This window comes from Streptomyces sp. NPDC014864, from assembly GCF_043081525.1.
Lineage (GTDB): Bacteria > Actinomycetota > Actinomycetes > Streptomycetales > Streptomycetaceae > Streptomyces.
On the sequence record NZ_JBIBWT010000001.1, the window covers coordinates 107,699 to 125,137 of the forward strand.

17 protein-coding genes are annotated in these 17,439 nt (G+C 70.0%); 13 read left to right on the forward strand and 4 right to left on the reverse strand.

Annotation, left to right across the window (positions count from 1 at the left end):
• Positions 1-7: 7 nt before the first annotated feature.
• Positions 8-1,054 (reverse strand): chitinase, encoded by a 1,047-nt coding sequence (locus ACF1A5_RS00545; protein WP_392190629.1) that lies wholly within the window; start codon positions 1,052-1,054, stop codon positions 8-10.
• Positions 1,055-1,318: 264 nt separating this feature from the next.
• Here ACF1A5_RS00545 and ACF1A5_RS00550 point away from each other — a divergent pair, with 264 nt between their 5' ends.
• Positions 1,319-2,014 (forward strand): demethylmenaquinone methyltransferase, encoded by a 696-nt coding sequence (locus ACF1A5_RS00550; RefSeq protein ID WP_392190630.1) that lies wholly within the window; start codon positions 1,319-1,321, stop codon positions 2,012-2,014.
• Positions 2,015-2,057: 43 nt separating this feature from the next.
• On the opposite strand, the gene ACF1A5_RS00555 is transcribed toward ACF1A5_RS00550, so the two are convergent.
• Both ACF1A5_RS00555 and ACF1A5_RS00560 read right to left on the reverse strand, forming a co-directional pair.
• The gene (locus ACF1A5_RS00555) at positions 2,058-2,372 is read right to left on the reverse strand and encodes a PASTA domain-containing protein (protein ID WP_392190631.1); all 315 of its coding nucleotides are present in this window, start codon (positions 2,370-2,372) and stop codon (positions 2,058-2,060) included.
• Positions 2,373-2,482: 110 nt separating this feature from the next.
• A complete protein-coding gene (locus ACF1A5_RS00560; RefSeq protein ID WP_392190632.1) occupies positions 2,483-3,007 on the reverse strand; it encodes a GNAT family N-acetyltransferase in 525 nt (174 codons plus the stop codon).
• 48 nt (positions 3,008-3,055) lie between these two features.
• Between ACF1A5_RS00560 and ACF1A5_RS00565 the strand changes: the two genes are divergently transcribed.
• Positions 3,056-4,390 carry a geranylgeranyl reductase family protein gene (locus ACF1A5_RS00565; protein WP_392190633.1) on the forward strand — a complete coding sequence of 445 codons (1,335 nt, stop codon included), beginning with the start codon at positions 3,056-3,058 and terminating at the stop codon, positions 4,388-4,390.
• 287 nt (positions 4,391-4,677) lie between these two features.
• Here the strand turns inward: ACF1A5_RS00565 and ACF1A5_RS00570 are convergent, their stop codons facing one another.
• On the reverse strand, positions 4,678-5,481 hold the full coding sequence (locus ACF1A5_RS00570; protein WP_392190634.1) for a C40 family peptidase: 804 nt from the start codon (positions 5,479-5,481) through the stop codon (positions 4,678-4,680).
• A gap of 1,053 nt (positions 5,482-6,534) precedes the next feature.
• On the opposite strand from ACF1A5_RS00570, the gene ACF1A5_RS00575 reads away from it, so the two are divergent.
• From ACF1A5_RS00575 to nuoK, 11 genes are read left to right on the forward strand one after another with little or no spacing between them, the layout of a single operon-like run.
• Positions 6,535-6,894 (forward strand): NADH-quinone oxidoreductase subunit A, encoded by a 360-nt coding sequence (locus tag ACF1A5_RS00575; RefSeq protein WP_007383963.1) that lies wholly within the window; start codon positions 6,535-6,537, stop codon positions 6,892-6,894.
• A 15-nt stretch (positions 6,895-6,909) separates the two neighbouring features.
• Positions 6,910-7,464, forward strand: a complete 555-nt coding sequence (locus ACF1A5_RS00580; protein WP_003998928.1) for an NADH-quinone oxidoreductase subunit B family protein — start codon at positions 6,910-6,912, stop codon at positions 7,462-7,464.
• Positions 7,461-8,219 carry an NADH-quinone oxidoreductase subunit C gene (locus ACF1A5_RS00585; RefSeq protein ID WP_392190635.1) on the forward strand — a complete coding sequence of 253 codons (759 nt, stop codon included), beginning with the start codon at positions 7,461-7,463 and terminating at the stop codon, positions 8,217-8,219. Before ACF1A5_RS00580 ends, ACF1A5_RS00585 begins: the two co-directional genes overlap by 4 nt.
• Positions 8,216-9,538, forward strand: a complete 1,323-nt coding sequence (locus ACF1A5_RS00590) for an NADH-quinone oxidoreductase subunit D (protein ID WP_392190636.1) — start codon at positions 8,216-8,218, stop codon at positions 9,536-9,538. Before ACF1A5_RS00585 ends, ACF1A5_RS00590 begins: the two co-directional genes overlap by 4 nt.
• Positions 9,535-10,407 carry an NADH-quinone oxidoreductase subunit NuoE gene (gene nuoE / locus ACF1A5_RS00595; RefSeq protein ID WP_392190637.1) on the forward strand — a complete coding sequence of 291 codons (873 nt, stop codon included), beginning with the start codon at positions 9,535-9,537 and terminating at the stop codon, positions 10,405-10,407. The genes ACF1A5_RS00590 and nuoE overlap by 4 nt, the downstream gene beginning before the upstream one ends.
• On the forward strand, positions 10,404-11,789 hold the full coding sequence (gene nuoF / locus ACF1A5_RS00600) for an NADH-quinone oxidoreductase subunit NuoF (RefSeq protein WP_392190638.1): 1,386 nt from the start codon (positions 10,404-10,406) through the stop codon (positions 11,787-11,789). Before nuoE ends, nuoF begins: the two co-directional genes overlap by 4 nt.
• The gene (locus ACF1A5_RS00605) at positions 11,786-14,314 is read left to right on the forward strand and encodes an NADH-quinone oxidoreductase subunit G (protein ID WP_392190639.1); all 2,529 of its coding nucleotides are present in this window, start codon (positions 11,786-11,788) and stop codon (positions 14,312-14,314) included. The genes nuoF and ACF1A5_RS00605 overlap by 4 nt, the downstream gene beginning before the upstream one ends.
• The gene (nuoH, locus tag ACF1A5_RS00610) at positions 14,311-15,675 is read left to right on the forward strand and encodes an NADH-quinone oxidoreductase subunit NuoH (RefSeq protein ID WP_392190640.1); all 1,365 of its coding nucleotides are present in this window, start codon (positions 14,311-14,313) and stop codon (positions 15,673-15,675) included. Before ACF1A5_RS00605 ends, nuoH begins: the two co-directional genes overlap by 4 nt.
• Complete coding sequence (gene nuoI, locus ACF1A5_RS00615; RefSeq protein WP_392190641.1) at positions 15,668-16,297, forward strand: NADH-quinone oxidoreductase subunit NuoI; 630 nt, start codon at positions 15,668-15,670, stop codon at positions 16,295-16,297. Before nuoH ends, nuoI begins: the two co-directional genes overlap by 8 nt.
• A complete protein-coding gene (locus tag ACF1A5_RS00620; RefSeq protein WP_392190642.1) occupies positions 16,294-17,136 on the forward strand; it encodes an NADH-quinone oxidoreductase subunit J in 843 nt (280 codons plus the stop codon). The genes nuoI and ACF1A5_RS00620 overlap by 4 nt, the downstream gene beginning before the upstream one ends.
• Positions 17,133-17,432: an NADH-quinone oxidoreductase subunit NuoK gene (gene nuoK, locus ACF1A5_RS00625; RefSeq protein WP_392190643.1), complete on the forward strand. Its 300-nt coding sequence runs from the start codon at positions 17,133-17,135 to the stop codon at positions 17,430-17,432. The genes ACF1A5_RS00620 and nuoK overlap by 4 nt, the downstream gene beginning before the upstream one ends.
• Positions 17,433-17,439 lie beyond the last annotated feature (7 nt).

The window sequence follows — 17,439 nt, forward strand, 5'->3', positions numbered from 1 at the left end:
CGGGACCTCACCCGGCGAACACCTCCGCGAACGCCCCCGGAGCCTGCCTCACCCCGCTGCAGTCGGTCGCCGCGTCGTCCCTCGACGCGTCCCCTTTCTCGCACTGCCGGTCCCGGAAGGCCGACCACATCGAGACCCAGGCGATCTCCTTCTCCCGCGCGAAGGAACGCACCTGGGCCGCGTCGGAGAGTGTGAAGGTCTCGCCCGCGACGTCGTTGACGCCGATCATGGAGGTGAGGGCCATGCCCCTCCAGGCGTCCGCGTCGGACAGGCCGAAGACCTTCTTCAGCTGGGTGTGGGCGGCCTTCGCCGCGGTGACGGCGTAGTCGCCCATGTCGCCGTCGTACGACTCGCCGTAGTTCATGGTCATGATGTCGACAGTGGTGACCTGGACGTCGTAGGTGTTCGCGGATTCCAGCAGGGCCAGGCCGTCGGCGTCCAGACCGGACGGCATCACGGGGAGCGTGAAGGAGACGCTGAGGCCGGGACGTTCCCGCTGGAGCCGGGCGATCGCCCGCGAGCGCAGGGCGACCGAGGCGGAGTCGGTGAGTTCGTCGCCCTCGATGTCGAAGTCGGCCTGGGACGAGCCGGCCGCGTCCAGCGCCTCGCCGTACGCCGCGGCCAGTTCGGACACGCTGCCGCAGGTGGCCGCCAACTCCTTACCGGAGGCCCCGCCGAAGGAGACGCGCACCGTGGCGCCCGACGCCTTCAGGCGCGCGATCCGGGACTTCACCGCGGCGTCGCCGATCGCGCGGCCGCCGTCCCACTGCGGTGCGCAAGCGCCGCCGTCGGAGACGACGAAGGCGAGGTTGTACGTCCTCGGGGAGCCCGCGGAGTCGTTGCCGGCCGCCGTGGTGGCGCTGACGTAGGGGGCGTAGGAGGGAAGGGAGGCCGACGACGCCGCCGCCGGGGACGGCGAGGCGCTGCCCTGCCGGGGTGCCGCGGGGGCCGCAGGCGCCGCGTCGGCCGTGCCGCCGGAACCCGAGGAGCACCCCGTGACGGCCAGGGCGCACAGGCAGGCGAGCCCGGCCGCCGGCTTCAGGAAACTCCTCATCGCACGTGCACCAGCCCTCGTGATGTCCGTCCCGCGAGCGGGACGGAGCGGGATTTCAGGACTGGGAATCTGCCACAGGGGGCCGGGGGCGCGAGCGGTTTTCCGGAGGGTCGGCCGAGGGACCGTGTTCGTCCGGACGGCCGGGAGTCCGGTCGGGGGTGCCCGCGGCTGTACCGCCGGAGGCCGGTCGGGGGTCCCCCCGGCGGGAGGGCGCCCGGTGTGCCCGGCCCTCGGCGCCGTGGGGCCTGCTGCCACAATGGGCCCGTGACCCGCGCATCCCTGGAGAAGCAGCCGCACGAAGTCGCCTCGATGTTCGACGACGTGGCGGAACGGTACGACCTGACCAACGACGTGCTGTCCCTGGGACAGGACCGGCGCTGGCGCAAGGAGGTCGCCAGAGCGGTCGACGCCCGCCCGGCGCAGAAGATCCTCGACCTCGCCGCCGGTACGGCCACCTCCTCGCTGCCCTTCACCCGCGCCGGCGCCTACGTCGTCCCCTGCGACTTCTCCCTCGGGATGCTCCAGGTCGGCAAGCGGCGCAACGCGTGGCTGCCGTTCACGGCCGGCGACGCGACGAGGCTGCCGTTCAAGGACGACACCTTCGACGCCGTCACCATCTCCTTCGGGCTGCGCAACGTGCAGGAGACGGACACGGCCCTGCGGGAGATGTACCGGGTGACCAAGCCGGGCGGCCGCGTGGTGATCTGCGAGTTCTCGCACCCGACCTGGGTGCCGTTCCGCACCGTCTACACCGAGTACCTGATGCGCGCCCTGCCCCCGGTGGCGCGGGCGGTGTCGTCGAACCCCGACGCGTACGTCTACCTCGCCGAGTCCATCCGCGCCTGGCCGAACCAGCCGGCGCTCGGCGAACGGCTGCGTGCTGCGGGCTGGTCGAAGGTCGCCTGGCGCAACCTCAGCGGTGGCATCGTGGCCCTGCACCGGGGCTTCAAGGAGAGCTGAGCGCTTCCGGGTTCACGGGGGCCGACCCGCCGATCAGGTCGCGTCAGAGCCCGACGACCGCGAACGGATCGTCGGGTTCCCCGGCCTCGCGCCGGATCCCTCCGCTCGGCGGACGCGGTACGCGCGGCTCGCGCACGCCCGCGCCCCCGCCGCCCTCGCCCTCGGCGAGGTCGAACCAGACGGTCACCACCGCACCGCGCGGCACCTCGACGCCCGGCTGCGGGTACTGCCGTACGACGTAGTCGACCACGGTGCGGTGGAAGTCGGGCCGGTCCGGCGCGGTGAGCAGGACGCCCCGCGCGTGGGCCGTCTCGCGCGCGTCCACGGCCATGAGTCCGACCAGGCGCGGTACGCGCACTTCGGGTGTGTTGGGCGTTATGTACACAGACGTCACCCCCAGTGGTACTGGAAGGGTAACTCCCGCGGTGCACCGGCCGGAAGCGTCCGGTACCTTTCCGTGACAATCGACTACGTAGAGTCACCCGGTCGCAGGTCGAGGCGGTAACAGTGCCCCTTGCGCCGTGACACGGGCGTCAGGAAGGTCTCGCCGAGGCTCATGCCCAGCCGCCGCGTCACCGCGATCGAGCGCGCGTTGCGGGCGTCGACCATCGCGACCACGTCCGGCACGCCCGCCGTTCTCAGCCGCTCCAGCGTCATGTGCGCGGCCGTCGTGACGTACCCCTTGCCCCAGTGCTCCCGGCCCAGCCGCCAGCCGATCTCTATCTCGCCCTTCGGCCCCCACTCGTGCGGCCACGGCTGGGCTCCCGTGAATCCGATCACCTGGCCCGACTCGTCGAGCATGGTCCACAGACAGAAGCCGCGCTCGGCGTCGTGCCGCCGCTGCCGCGCGGTGAGTTCCTCGTAGACCGACAGCGCCGCGGACTTGCCGCCGTGGAACTCCATGACGTCCGGGTCGTCGAAGATCCGATGCCAGGCGACGGCGTCCTCGTCGGTGGGGACGCGGAGCCGTACGACGGGGAGAGGTCGGTTCACGGGGGCAGCCCTTCAGCCGGGTGATCAATTGTCCTGCATAGACTGCCCATGTCCAGTGCCGGTCGGCACGCAGATTTCGAACCTTGGGGAGATCCCGCCGTGACCGAGCCCCTCTCCGACAACACCGCCGATGTGATCGTCGTGGGCGCGGGGCCAGCCGGCTCCACCACCGCCTACCACCTGGCCCGGTCCGGACTCGACGTACTCCTGCTGGAGAAGACCGAGTTCCCCCGGGAGAAGGTCTGCGGCGACGGACTCACGCCGCGCGCCGTCAAGCAGCTCGTGGCCATGGGCATCGACATCTCCGAGGAGGCCGGCTGGCTGCGCAACAAGGGTCTGCGCATCATCGGCGGCGGCAGCCGCCTCCAGCTGGACTGGCCGGATCTCGCCTCCTTCCCGGACTACGGACTCGTCCGCAAGCGCGACGACTTCGACGAGCAACTCGCCCGTCAGGCCCAGAAGGCGGGAGCGCGCCTGTACGAGCGCTGCAACGTCTCGGGCCCGATCGTCGACGACCGCACCGGCCGCATCACCGGTGTCACCGCCAAGCTGGGCGAGGAGAAGCGCGAGGTCACCTTCCGCGCCCCGCTCGTCGTCGCCGCCGACGGCAACTCCACCCGCCTGTCCCTGGCGATGGGCCTGCACCGCCGCGAGGACCGCCCCATGGGCGTCGCGGTCCGTACGTACTTCACCTCGCCCCGGCACGACGACGACTACCTGGAGTCCTGGCTGGAGCTGTGGGACCGCCGCGGTCCCCAGGACCGCCTGCTGCCCGGTTACGGCTGGATCTTCGGCATGGGCGACGGAACCTCGAACGTCGGCCTGGGCGTCCTCAACACCTCCGACTCCTTCAAGGAGCTGGACTGGCGCGAGGTCCTGAAGGCCTGGTGCGCGTCGATGCCGGAGGACTGGGGCTACACCCCGGAGAACATGACCGGCCCGATCCGCGGCGCCGCGCTCCCCATGGCCTTCAACCGCCAGCCGCACTACACCAAGGGCCTGCTGCTCGTCGGCGACGCCGGCGGCCTGGTGAACCCCTTCAACGGCGAAGGCATCGCCTACGCCATGGAGTCCGGGCAGATCGCCGCCGACGTCATCGTCCAGGCACACGCCCGCACGACCCCGAGCCAGCGTGAACTCGCCCTCCAGCGCTACCCGCGCGTCCTGAAGGACACCTACGGCGGCTACTACACGCTGGGCCGGGCGTTCGTGAAGCTCATCGGCAACCCGAAGGTCATGCAGATCGCCACCCAGCGCGGCCTGACCCACCCGGTGCTGATGAAGTTCACCCTCAAGCTGCTCGCCAACCTCACCGACCCGACGGGCGGCGACGCCATGGACCGCATCATCAACGGACTGAGCAAGGTGGCGCCGAAGGCCTGAGCGACGGCCTGAGCGACCGTCCCGGCGAAGGCCCCGGCAGGGGCCTCAGCGAGGCTCTGAGCGACGACTGGAGGATGGTCCGGGGCGGGAACGCTCCCGGACCCTCCCGGACCCTCCCGTGGCCCGGAAGGGGCGCACGCCGACGAGCGTGCGCCCCTTCGTCGTGCCTCCCCGCTCTGCGCGCCCGTGTCGCCGCGGGGCCCTGCGCCCGGCCGCGGCTCATGCCGGAAGGGCCGCAGCCCTCGAGCGGCTGCGGCCCTTCACTCCCTACGGCTGTGCGGCTGCTCTCAGAGCACCCGGACCGCGCCGGTCGGCGGGTCGTACGACAGCGGCTTCTCGACGACGCCGGAGGACGGGTTCTGCGCGCCGACGAACATGCCGTCGCCGACGTACAGCGCCACGTGGTAGGCGCTGCCGGAGCTGCCCCAGTAGAGGATGTCGCCCGGCTGCAGGTTGGACAGGGAGACCTGGGTGCCCGCGGTGGACTGGTCCTGCGAGACACGCGGCAGGCTGATGCCGGCCTGCTTGAAGGCGGCCTGCATCAGGCTGGAGCAGTCCCAGGAGTTGGGGCCGGTGGCGCCCATGACGTAGGCGTCGCCGAGCTGCGCCTTGGCGAAGGCGATGACCGCGGCGGCCGAACCGGTCGCCGTGGAGGAGGTGGAGGTGCTCGCCGACGCGGCGAGCGTCGTCCGCGGGGCGCTGCGCGTCGCGCGCTCGGCGGCGGCCTTGCGGGCGGCCGCCTCGGCCGCCTTCTTCTTGGCCTCCGCCACCTGCTTCGCCTCGGCGAGGTCCGCCTTGGCCTGCTTTGCGGCCTTCGCGGCGGCCGCGTCACGCTCGGCCCGCAGCTGGTAGTTCGCGGCGGCCTGCTGGGTGGCGTCCGCGGACTGGGCGACCTGGGCGGCCAGGTCGGCGGTGAGGGTGGGCAGTTCGACGGTCTGCGTCACGGGCTCGGCGGCGTTGGCCGACGAGGCCGACGCGCCGGCCACTGCCAGCGTGCCGAGGACACCGCCGGCAACTCCCGCCCGCATCGCGATTTTCGACGCGCTACGGCGGGGCTTCCGGTGGCTGCGTATGTGAGCGGTGTGGGACATGGGAATAACCGGTACCAGGGGCTCCTTCATATCTTCAAGAAACGTGTGCTGCGCCACATTTACTCAACGGGCCGCCCAAATCCCCCTCGCCTACGTCCTTATTGACGCCGTAACGGACAATACGGACGCGAGTGATCATGGCTTTGATCATGGTGTTTCGCTTTTACGCCCGAATTGCCCCGCGCTTACCATTGGTTGGGACCGTTGGCCAAGCCCGGTTCTCACGCTCCTCTCATGAGTGTGGCCGAGGTCACGGAACGGTCACCGCGGCGGGGGCGTCTCGCGAGGCACTCCGTCCGGCCGCCGGGGGACCTGGAACGGCCTTCGACGGCCCGGTGGCACACGCCGCACCGGAAGGGGATGACATTCCGTCCGCTTTCATGGCGTCTGGCGCCGATTCGTCTCGCGCGGCGCCCCAGCCGAGCGGCCACCGCTGGATGCGGCGCTCCCGCAGGGAGTTGACTCGACGTAGTGGAGCGAGCGCGGAGGGTGCGCGGCCCGGTCGCCGCGGCGTGACCGGCGGCGGTGGTGACGCGCCGCCGCAGCCGGCACCGGGTCGGGCCGCGTCGCCGTCATGTCCCCGCCGCCTCGGCGCCGCCCCTGGGGGGTGCTTGTTCGTGAAGGCACGAACGTGTCCACATCACGGTTCGCCTGTCCCCCTGATGTGTGAATGACGGCCCCATACCAAGGGCTTGACACCCCGCGCCACTTTGCGCCGGACGCCAGGCATCTGATAGTGCAGGACCCCTCTCACCAGCAGAAACGAACAGAAATGTCACCGCTGGTGATCACAGATGAGCTTCGCGTGTGAAGATCACTGCTCATCCGACTTCATGATCGTTCGTCAGGTGGTGGAGATCACAAAGCTTGTGTAATACCCCGTGTCGCAGATCACAGACCGCCGGGCATAGGATGCGAGGCAGTTGGGCTTGTGACCTGCTTCACATGTTCCCGATCTTCGCCGGGACGGGCGGGGTTCGGGGTGCGGGTGAGGCAGATGTGAGTCCAGCGCAACCGCCAGCAGTCAGTGCCGACTGAGAGGAGCGAGGAGCGGTGAACGCGTATGCGCCCATCCTCGTACTGGGAGCCCTCGGGGCAGGCTTTGCGATCTTCTCCGTGGTCATGGCCACGCTGATCGGTCCGAAGCGGTACAACCGGGCCAAGCTCGAGGCCTACGAGTGCGGTATCGAGCCGACCCCCACGCCGGCCGGCGGCGGGCGCTTCCCCATCAAGTACTACCTGACGGCGATGCTCTTCATCGTCTTCGACATCGAGATCGTCTTCCTCTACCCGTGGGCCGTCACCTTCGACGCCCTGGGTGTTTTCGGGCTCGTGGAGATGCTGCTCTTCGTGCTCACCGTCTTCGTCGCGTACGCGTACGTATGGCGGCGCGGCGGCCTGGAATGGGACTGAGGGGCCTTTAAAGACATGGGACTCGAAGAAAAGCTGCCGAGCGGTTTCCTGCTGACCACCGTCGAGCAGGCCGCGGGCTGGGTGCGCAAGGCGTCGGTCTTCCCGGCCACCTTCGGCCTGGCCTGCTGCGCGATCGAGATGATGACCACCGGCGCCGGCCGCTACGACCTGGCGCGCTTCGGCATGGAGGTCTTCCGCGGTTCGCCCCGCCAGGCGGACCTGATGATCGTGGCCGGCCGGGTCAGCCAGAAGATGGCGCCGGTGCTGCGGCAGGTCTACGACCAGATGCCCAACCCCAAGTGGGTCATCTCCATGGGTGTCTGCGCCTCCTCCGGCGGCATGTTCAACAACTACGCGATCGTGCAGGGCGTCGACCACATCGTGCCCGTCGACATCTATCTGCCGGGCTGTCCGCCCCGGCCGGAGATGCTGATGGACGCGATCCTCAAGCTCCACCAGAAGATCCAGACCTCCAAGCTCGGCGTGAACGCCGAGGAAGCCGCCCGAGAGGCGGAGGAGGCGGCGCTCAAGGCCCTGCCCACGATCGAGATGAAGGGGCTGCTGCGGTGAGCGACGCACACGGCAACGGCGTGAACGGGTCGAACGGGGTCAACCCCGAGAAGGACCTGTCCGCCGACAACCTCCCCGGCCGGCGTGGCCAGGGCGGCGAGGAGATCCGCGTCCAGCGCGGCATGTTCGGCGCCAACAACGGCGGCGACACCTCCGGCTACGGCGGCCTCGTCCGCTCGGTCCGGCTTCCGGGGCCGGCGACCCGGCCCTACGGCGGCTGGTTCGACGAGGTCGCCGACGAACTCGAGGGCGCGCTGGAGGAGCAGGGACTCCTGCCCGGCAACGCGATCGAGAAGACGGTCGTCGACCGGGGCGAGCTCACCTTCCACATCGAGCGCGAGCACCTGGTCCGCGTGGCCCGCACCCTGCGCGACGACCCGGCCCTGCGCTTCGAGCTGTGCACCGGCGTCAGCGGGGTCCACTACCCGCACGACAAGGGCCGCGAGCTGCACGCCGTCTACCACCTGCGCTCGATCACCCACAACCGGCTGCTCCGCCTGGAGGTCAGCACCCCGGACGGCGACCCGCGCATCCCGTCCCTGGTATCCGTGTACCCGACCAACGACTGGCACGAGCGCGAGACCTACGACTTCTTCGGGATCGTCTTCGACGGTCACCCGGCCCTGACCCGGATCATGATGCCGGACGACTGGCAGGGCCATCCGCAGCGCAAGGACTACCCGCTCGGCGGCATCCCCGTCGAGTACAAGGGCGCCCAGATCCCGGCTCCGGACCAGCGGAGGTCCTACTCGTGAGCACTCAGTCAGCTTCGGCACGTGAGACAACCGAAGGCACCGTATACACGGTCACCGGTGGCGACTGGGACGAGGTCGTCCAGTCCGCGGCCCGCGCCGACGACGAGCGCATCGTCGTCAACATGGGCCCCCAGCACCCGTCCACCCACGGGGTGCTGCGCCTGATCCTGGAGATCGAGGGCGAGACGGTCACCGAGGCCCGCTGCGGCATCGGCTACCTGCACACCGGCATCGAGAAGAACCTCGAGTACCGCACGTGGACGCAGGGCACCACCTTCGTCACGCGCATGGACTACCTGACGTCCTTCTTCAACGAGACCGCCTACTGCCTCGGCGTCGAGAAGCTCCTCGGCATCGAGGACCAGATCACCGAGCGGGCCAAGATCATCCGGGTGCTCCTGATGGAGCTGAACCGGCTGTCCTCCCACCTGGTGTGCATCGCCACCGGCGGCATGGAGCTCGGCGCCACCACGATCATGATCTACGGCTTCCGTGATCGTGAAATGATTCTCGACATCTACGAGCTCATCACGGGCCTGCGGATGAACCACGCGTACATCCGCCCCGGCGGACTCGCCCAGGACCTGCCGCCCGGCGCGGTGGACCAGATCCGCGAGTTCGTGAAGAAGATGAGGAAGAACCTCCCGGAGTACGACAAGCTCGCCACCGGGAACACCATCTTCAAGGCCCGTATGCAGGACATCGGCTACCTCGACCTGGCCGGCTGCATGGCCCTCGGCGCCACCGGCCCGATCCTGCGCTCCACCGGCCTGCCGCACGACCTGCGCAAGGCCCAGCCGTACTGCGACTACGAGACGTACGACTTCGAGATCCCGACCGCCGACACCTGCGACGCCTACGGCCGCTTCCTCGTCCGCCTGGAGGAGATGCGCCAGTCGCTCGGAATCGTCGAACAGTGCCTGGACCGGCTCCAGCCCGGCCCGGTCATGGTCGCCGACAAGAAGATCGCCTGGCCCGCCCAGCTCGCCCTGGGACCGGACGGACTGGGCAACTCCCTCGACCACATCAAGAAGATCATGGGCACCTCCATGGAGGCCCTGATCCACCACTTCAAGCTGGTCACCGAGGGATTCCGCGTACCGGCGGGACAGGCGTACGCGGCGGTCGAGTCGCCCAAGGGCGAGCTCGGCGTGCACGTCGTGTCCGACGGCGGCACCCGCCCCTACCGGGTCCATTTCCGCGACCCGTCCTTCACCAACCTGCAGGCCATGGCCGCGATGTGCGAAGGCGGCCAGGTCGCCGACGTCATCGTCGCCGTGGCGTCCATCGACCCCGTGATGGGAGGCGTCGACCGGTGACCACCTCTTCTTCCGAGCGGGGCGTCAGCCTGGGCATGCCCGAACTGCCCGCGCCCGGCTACCCGGACGACGTTCGAGCACGACTCGAGGCCGACGCGCGCGAGATCATCGCCCGCTACCCGGACTCCCGGTCCGCGCTCCTTCCGCTGCTGCACCTGGTGCAGTCGGAGGAGGGGTACGTCACGCGCACCGGGATGCAGTTCTGCGCGGACGTGCTGGACCTGACCACGGCCGAGGTCACCGCGGTCGCGACCTTCTACACCATGTACCGGCGCAGGCCCAGCGGCGACTACCAGGTGGGCGTCTGCACCAACACCCTCTGCGCGGTGATGGGCGGCGACGCGATCTTCGAGTCGCTCCAGGAGTACCTCGGCGTCGGCAACGGCGGGACGACCGAGGACGGCAAGGTCACCCTGGAGCACATCGAGTGCAACGCGGCCTGCGACTTCGCGCCGGTCGTGATGGTCAACTGGGAGTTCTTCGACAACCAGACCCCGGCGACCGCCCGGAGTCTCGTCGACGACCTCCGCGCCGGCCGGCCGGTGACGCCGACGCGCGGGGCGCCCCTGTGCACCTTCAAGGAGACCGCCCGGATCCTGGCGGGCTTCCCCGACGAGCGGGAGGGGGCGACCGAGGCCGGCGGCAGCGCCGGACCCGCCTCGCTGGTGGGTCTCCGCCTGGCCAAGGGAGAGACCGCACCCGCGCGCGTGGTCCACCCGCGCGACGGCGGACCTCACGACGAGCCCCAGGACCGGGCCGTGCACGAGCCGTCGCCGAAGGAGCACCTCAGCTCCCACGACGCGCCGCAGGAATCCTCGGCCTCCGACCCGTCCCACCCCGCAGGGCCCACCGCAGAGGAGGGGGAGTGATGACCGTGGCCACCGAAGGTGGGGGCACCTCCCGCCCGAGCAAGTTCGAGGGTGGGGGAGTGTCCAGCCCCGAGAAGCTGCTCGCACCCGTGCTGTCGGCCTTCTGGGACGAGGACAGGTCCTGGTCGCTGGACGTGTACCGAAGGCACGAGGGGTACGAGGGACTCCGCAAGGCACTCGCCATGTCACCGGACGACGTCATCGCGTACGTCAAGGAATCCGGTCTGCGTGGACGCGGCGGGGCCGGCTTCCCGACCGGAATGAAGTGGCAGTTCATTCCGCAGGGTGATGGAAAACCGCACTATCTAGTTGTCAACGCCGACGAGTCGGAGCCCGGGACCTGCAAGGACATCCCGCTCCTCTTCGCGAACCCGCACAGCCTCATCGAGGGCATCGTCATCGCGTGTTACGCCATCAGGTCGTCGCATGCCTTCATCTATCTGCGGGGTGAAGTCGTCCCCGTACTGCGGCGGTTGCACGCGGCCGTGCGCGAGGCCTACGCGGCGGGCTACCTCGGCGAGAACATCCTCGGCAGCGGACTCGACCTCGAACTCACCGTGCACGCGGGCGCGGGCGCGTACATCTGCGGTGAGGAGACCGCGCTGCTGGACTCGCTCGAAGGCCGCCGTGGTCAACCGCGGCTTCGTCCCCCCTTCCCTGCCGTCGCGGGCCTCTATGCCTGCCCGACTGTGGTGAACAACGTCGAGTCGATCGCGTCAGTTCCCGCGATCCTGAAAAACGGCAAGGACTGGTTCAGGTCGATGGGCAGCGAGAAGTCCCCGGGCTTCACGCTCTACTCGCTCAGCGGCCACGTCGTGAGCCCCGGCCAGTACGAGGCCCCGCTCGGCATCACGCTGCGCCAGCTGCTCGACATGAGCGGGGGCATGCGCCCCGGGCACCGCCTGAAGTTCTGGACGCCGGGCGGCTCCTCGACGCCGATGTTCACCGACGAGCACCTCGACGTCCCCCTCGACTACGAAGGAGTGGGCGCCGCGGGTTCCATGCTCGGCACCAAGGCCCTGCAGTGCTTCGACGAGACCACCTGCGTCGTGCGCGCCGTGACCCGCTGGACCGAGTTCTACGCCCACGAGTCCTGCGGCAAGTGCACACCCTGTCGCGAAGGCACGTACTGGCTCGTCCAGTTGCTGCGCGACATCGAGGCGGGCAAGGGCGCCATGTCCGACCTCGACAAGCTCGCCGACATCGCGGACAACATCAACGGCAAGGCCTTCTGCGCCCTCGGCGACGGTGCCGCCTCGCCGATCTTCTCCTCGCTCAAGTACTTCCGCGAGGAGTACGAGCAGCACATCACGGGCCGGGGCTGCCCCTTCGACCCGGCAAAGTCGACGGCCTGGGCCGACCGCCCGGAGGTGAACGCATGACCGTACAGCAGGCTGACAGCGGCTCCGCCGCGGGCCGGCGCTCCGCGGGAGGGGGAGAGGCGGCGGTCCCGCCGGAGGACCTCGTCACGCTGACGATCGACGGCATCGAGATCAGCGTGCCCAAGGGCACCCTGGTCATCCGCGCCGCCGAGCAGCTCGGCATCGAGATCCCCCGCTTCTGCGACCATCCCCTCCTCGACCCGGCCGGCGCCTGCCGCCAGTGCATCGTCGAGGTCGAGGGCCAGCGCAAGCCCATGGCGTCCTGCACGATCACGTGTACGGACGGGATGGTGGTGAAGACTCAGCTCACCTCGCCGGTGGCCGAGAAGGCGCAGCACGGTGTGATGGAGCTGCTCCTCATCAACCACCCGCTGGACTGCCCGGTCTGCGACAAGGGCGGCGAGTGCCCGCTGCAGAACCAGGCCATGTCGCACGGCAACGCCGAGTCCCGCTTCGAGGGCCGCAAGCGGACGTACGAGAAGCCCGTCCCGATCTCCACGCAGGTGCTGCTCGACCGCGAGCGGTGCGTGCTGTGCGCCCGGTGCACCCGCTTCTCCAACCAGATCGCGGGCGACCCGATGATCGAGCTGCTGGAGCGGGGCGCGCTGCAGCAGGTCGGCATCGGTGAGGGCGACCCGTTCGAGTCGTACTTCTCCGGCAACACCATCCAGATCTGCCCGGTCGGCGCGCTCACCTCGGCGGCGTACCGCTTCCGCTCCCGCCCCTTCGACCTAGTCTCCTCGCCCTCGGTCTGCGAGCACTGCTCGGGCGGCTGCGCCACCCGCACCGACCACCGGCGCGGCAAGGTCATGCGGCGGCTCGCCGAGAACGACCCCGAGGTCAACGAGGAGTGGATCTGCGACAAGGGGCGGTTCGCGTTCCGGTACGCGCAGATGAAGGACAGGCTCCAGACGCCGCTGGTGCGCAACGCCGAGGGCGTCCTGGAACCCGCGTCCTGGCCGGAGGCCCTGCAGATCGCCGCGCAGGGGCTGCTCGCCTCGCGCGGCCGCACGGGTGTCCTCACCGGTGGCCGGCTCACCGTCGAGGACGCCTACGCCTACAGCAAGTTCGCGCGCGTGGCACTCGACACCAACGACATCGACTTCCGCGCGCGCGTGCACAGCGGTGAGGAGGCCGACTTCCTGGCCGCCCGGGTCGCCGGACGCGGGCGGGACGTCGACGGTACGGGCGTCACGTACACCTCGCTGGAGAAGGCGCCCGCCGTCCTGCTCATCGGCTTCGAGTCCGAGGAGGAGGCGCCCGGCGTCTTCCTGCGGCTGCGCAAGGCCTGGCGCGGGCACGGGCAGCAGGTGTTCGCGCTCGCCACGCACGCCACCCGGGGCCTGGAGAAGGCGGGCGGCACCCTGCTGCCGGCCGCGCCGGGCACCGAGACCGAGTGGCTGGACGCGCTCGCGAGCGGTGTCGGCCTGGAGGACGGCGGCGCGCAGGCCGCTCAGGCGCTGCGCGGCGAGGGCGCGGTGATCGTCGTCGGCGAGCGGCTGGCCGGTGTCGCGGGCGGTCTGACCGCCGCGGTACGGGCCGCGTCCGCGACCGGCGCCCACCTGGTGTGGATCCCGCGCCGGGCGGGCGAGCGCGGCGCCGTCGAGGCGGGCGCGCTGCCCTCGCTGCTGCCGGGCGGACGGCCCGCGACCGACCCGCGCGCGCGGGAGGAGGTCGCCGCCGTGTGGGGCGTCGCCGACCTGCCGCACCGCTACGGCCGCGACACAGGCCAGATCGTCGAGGCCGCCGCGCGGGGCGAACTGCAGGCGCTGCTCGTGGCCGGGGTGGAGATCGCCGATCTGCCCGATCCGGCACGCGCGCGTGAGGCACTCGCCGAGGCGGGCTTCCTGGTGTCGCTGGAGCTGCGGCCCAGCGAGGTCACCGAACACGCCGACGTCGTCCTGCCGGTCGCCGCCGTCGCCGAGAAGGCCGGCACGTTCCTCAACTGGGAGGGCCGGGTGCGTCCCTTCGAGGCCGCGCTCAAGCCCGACCAGATGACCCGCCGGCTGTCGCCCTCCGACGCGCGCGTGCTGCAGATGCTGGCCGACGCCATGGACGTCCACCTGGGTCTGCCGGACCTGCGGACCGCGCACACGGAACTGGACCGGCTCGGCGCCTGGGACGGCCCGCGCGCCACGGACCCGCTGGAGACGTCGGGCGTGCTGCCGCGGCCCGCCGCCGGGGAGGCCGTGCTCGCCGGGCACCGGCTGCTCCTCGACCGGGGAGTCCTCCAGGAGGGCGACGAGGCGCTCGCCGGGACGCGGCACGCCGCACACGCGCGCGTGTCGGCCGCCACGGCCGCCGAGGCGGGCGTCGACGACGGCGGGCTCATCGCCGTGACCGGCACCGCCGGGACGGTCGAACTCCCGCTGCGCATCACCGAGATGCCCGACCGGGTGGTCTGGCTCCCGCTGAACTCCGTCGGCGGGGGCGTCGCCTCCGACACCGGCGCACTGCCCGGCTCCCTCGTCCGCATCGGACCGGCGACCGTCGCCGGCGAGGCCCCCAAGGAGGTGGAGGCATGAGCCCGTACCTCGCCGCTGAAAACCTCTCGATGTTCGGCACCGACCCGTGGTGGCTGGTCGTCATCAAGGCGGTGTTCTGCTTCGCCTTCCTGATGATCACGGTGCTGTTCTCCATCGTCTGGGAGCGCAAGGTCGTCGCCTGGATGCAGCTGCGCATCGGCCCCAACCGGCACGGCCCCTGGGGCATGCTCCAGTCGCTCGCCGACGGCGTGAAGCTGATGCTCAAGGAGGACCTCGTCGTCAAGCGCGCGGACAAGGCGGTGTACGTCCTCGCGCCGATCGTCGCGGCCATCCCGGCCTTCATGGCGATCGCGGTGATCCCCTTCGGGCCCGCGGACAACGAGATCTCGATCTTCGGGCACCGCACCGCGATGCAGCTGACCGACCTGCCGATCGCGATGCTCTACATCCTCGCGGTCGCCTCGGTCGGCATCTACGGCATCGTGCTGGCGGGCTGGAGTTCCGGATCCACCTACCCGCTGCTGGGCGGGCTGCGCTCCTGCGCGCAGATGATCTCGTACGAGATCGCCATGGGCGCCGCGTTCGCCTCGGTGTTCCTGTACTCGGGGTCGATGTCGACGTCGACGATCGTCCAACAGCAGCACGACCGCTGGTACATCCTGCTGCTGCCGGTCTCCTTCATCCTCTACATCGTCACCATGGTCGGCGAGACCAACCGCGCCCCCTTCGACATGCCGGAGTCCGAGGGCGACCTGGTCGGCGGCTTCAACACCGAGTACTCGTCGATCAAGTTCGCGATGTTCATGCTCGCCGAGTACGTCAACATGGTGACCGTCTCGGCCGTGTCGACCACGCTCTTCCTTGGCGGCTGGCGGGCACCCTGGCCGATCAGCACCTTCTGGGCGGGCGCCAACCACGGCTGGTGGCCGCTGCTCTGGTTCGTGATCAAGGTCCAGCTGCTGCTGTTCTTCTTCATCTGGCTGCGCGGCACGCTCCCACGGGTCCGCTACGACCAGCTGATGAAGCTCGGCTGGAAGGTCCTCATTCCGGTCTCCGTGACCTGGCTGATGCTCGTCGCGACCGTGCGGACCCTGCGCAACGAGCACTACGACTTCGCCGACGTCGCGCTCTACGTCGGCGGTGGCGTCCTGGCCCTGCTGCTCCTGTCCTTCGTCGCCGACATGTTCCGCGAGAAGGCGAAGAAGGCCGAGCCGCCCGCCGAGGAACCGGCCGCCTTCGACCCGATGGCCGGCGGGTTCCCCGTACCGCCGCTGCCGGGACAGGACCTGCCGTCGGTGCCGCGCCGGCGCCCGCGCCACGAGCGGGAGCTGATTGTCAGTGGCGGGCCCGATACTGAGAGTGACGGATCTCTGGATGGAAAGGAGGCGTCCGATGGCTGAGGAACCCAAGGAGACCAAGCCCGGTTTCCTGAACCCCGTGGCCGGCTTCGGCGTGACCTTCAAGGCCATGTTCAAGAAGCGGCTGACCGAGCAGTACCCGGAGCAGAAGAAGACCACCGCTCCGCGTTTCCACGGACGGCACCAGCTCAACCGCCATCCGGACGGCCTGGAGAAGTGCGTCGGCTGTGAACTGTGCGCCTGGGCCTGCCCCGCCGACGCCATCTACGTCGAGGGCGCCGACAACACCGACGAGGAGCGCTACTCGCCGGGCGAGCGGTACGGCCGCGTGTACCAGATCAACTACGCCCGCTGCATCCTGTGCGGCCTGTGCATCGAGGCGTGCCCCACGCGCGCGTTGACGATGACGAACGAGTTCGAGCTGGCCGACTCCAGCCGGGCCAACCTCATCTACACCAAGGAACAGCTGCTCGCCGGCCTCGAAGAGGGCATGGTCGACACGCCCCACGCGATCTTCCCGGGGATGGACGAGCAGGACTACTACCGCGGCCTGGTCACGGAGTCCGCGCCCGGCACGGTGCGCCAGGTCGCCGTCTCCAAGGGGGAGCAGCCTCGCAAGGCGGGCCCCTCGGGCGTGGCGCAGGAACAGGGGGCCGACGCATGAGCCCGCAGCTCGCCGCCTACACCACCTCCACGGCCGAGGCCTTCCAGTTCTGGGTCCTCGGCACCGTGGCGGTGATCGGCGCCCTGTGCACCGTCTTCATGAAGAAGGCCGTCCACAGCGCGCTCTGCCTGGCCGGCACCATGATCGTCCTGGCGGTGTTCTACCTCGCCAACGGCGCGTACTTCCTCGGCATCGTGCAGATCGTCGTCTACACCGGCGCGATCATGATGCTCTTCCTGTTCGTGGTGATGCTCGTCGGCGTCACGGCCGCGGACTCCCTCAAGGAGACCATCAAGGGCCAGCGCTGGCTTGCCCTGCTCTGCGGGCTCGGCTTCGGGGTCCTGCTGCTCGGCGGGATCGCCAACGCCTCCCTCAAGGAGTTCGACGGCATCGGCAGGGCGAACGCCGGCGGCAACGTGGAGGGCCTGGCGGCCCTCATCTTCACCAAGTACGTCTTCGCCTTCGAGATCACCGGCGCCCTGCTGATCACGGCCGCGGTCGGCGCCATGGTGCTCACCCACCGCGAGCGCACCGAGCGGGCCCGGACCCAGCGCGAGCTGTCCGAGCAGCGCGTCCGGGACGGCAAGCACGTACCGCCGCTGCCGGCGCCCGGTGTGTACGCACGGCACAACGCGGTGGACATCGCGGGCCTGCTGCCCGACGGCACGCCCTCCGAGCTCACGGTCAGCAAGACGCTGCGCGAGCGCGGCCAGATCCGTGACGTGTCGGCCGCGGCGCTCAACGACCTGCGGGCCCTGGAGCAGCGCGCCGAGGAGCGCCTGGAGCGGACCGAGATCGAGCCGGCGACGTTCAAGCGGCCCGAGGAGGCGTCGAAGTGAACCCGGTCAACTACCTCTATCTCGCCGCCCTGCTGTTCACGATCGGCGCCACCGGTGTGCTGATCCGGCGCAACGCCATCGTGATCTTCATGTGCATCGAGCTGATGCTGAACGCCTGCAACCTCGCGTTCGTCGTCTTCTCCCGGATGCACGGCAACCTCGACGGCCAGATCATCGCCTTCTTCACGATGGTCGTCGCCGCAGCGGAGGTCGTGGTCGGGCTCGCGATCATCGTGTCGCTGTTCCGTTCCCGCCACTCGGCCTCGGTCGACGACGCCAGCCTGATGAAGCTGTAAGGGGTCG

Bases quoted from the DNA above. Each gene is read 5' to 3' on its own strand.
- nuoI (WP_392190641.1), top strand. From the start codon at position 15,668: ATGGCTGAGGAACCCAAGGAGACCAAGCCCGGTTTCCTGAACCCCGTG.
- ACF1A5_RS00605 (WP_392190639.1), top strand. From the start codon at position 11,786: ATGACCGTACAGCAGGCTGACAGCGGCTCCGCCGCGGGCCGGCGCTCC.
- ACF1A5_RS00565 (WP_392190633.1), top strand. From the start codon at position 3,056: ATGTCCAGTGCCGGTCGGCACGCAGATTTCGAACCTTGGGGAGATCCC.
- ACF1A5_RS00620 (WP_392190642.1), top strand. From the start codon at position 16,294: ATGAGCCCGCAGCTCGCCGCCTACACCACCTCCACGGCCGAGGCCTTC.
- ACF1A5_RS00580 (WP_003998928.1), top strand. From the start codon at position 6,910: ATGGGACTCGAAGAAAAGCTGCCGAGCGGTTTCCTGCTGACCACCGTC.
- nuoH (WP_392190640.1), top strand. From the start codon at position 14,311: ATGAGCCCGTACCTCGCCGCTGAAAACCTCTCGATGTTCGGCACCGAC.
- ACF1A5_RS00545 (WP_392190629.1), bottom strand. From the start codon at position 1,054: ATGAGGAGTTTCCTGAAGCCGGCGGCCGGGCTCGCCTGCCTGTGCGCC.
- ACF1A5_RS00570 (WP_392190634.1), bottom strand. From the start codon at position 5,481: ATGTCCCACACCGCTCACATACGCAGCCACCGGAAGCCCCGCCGTAGC.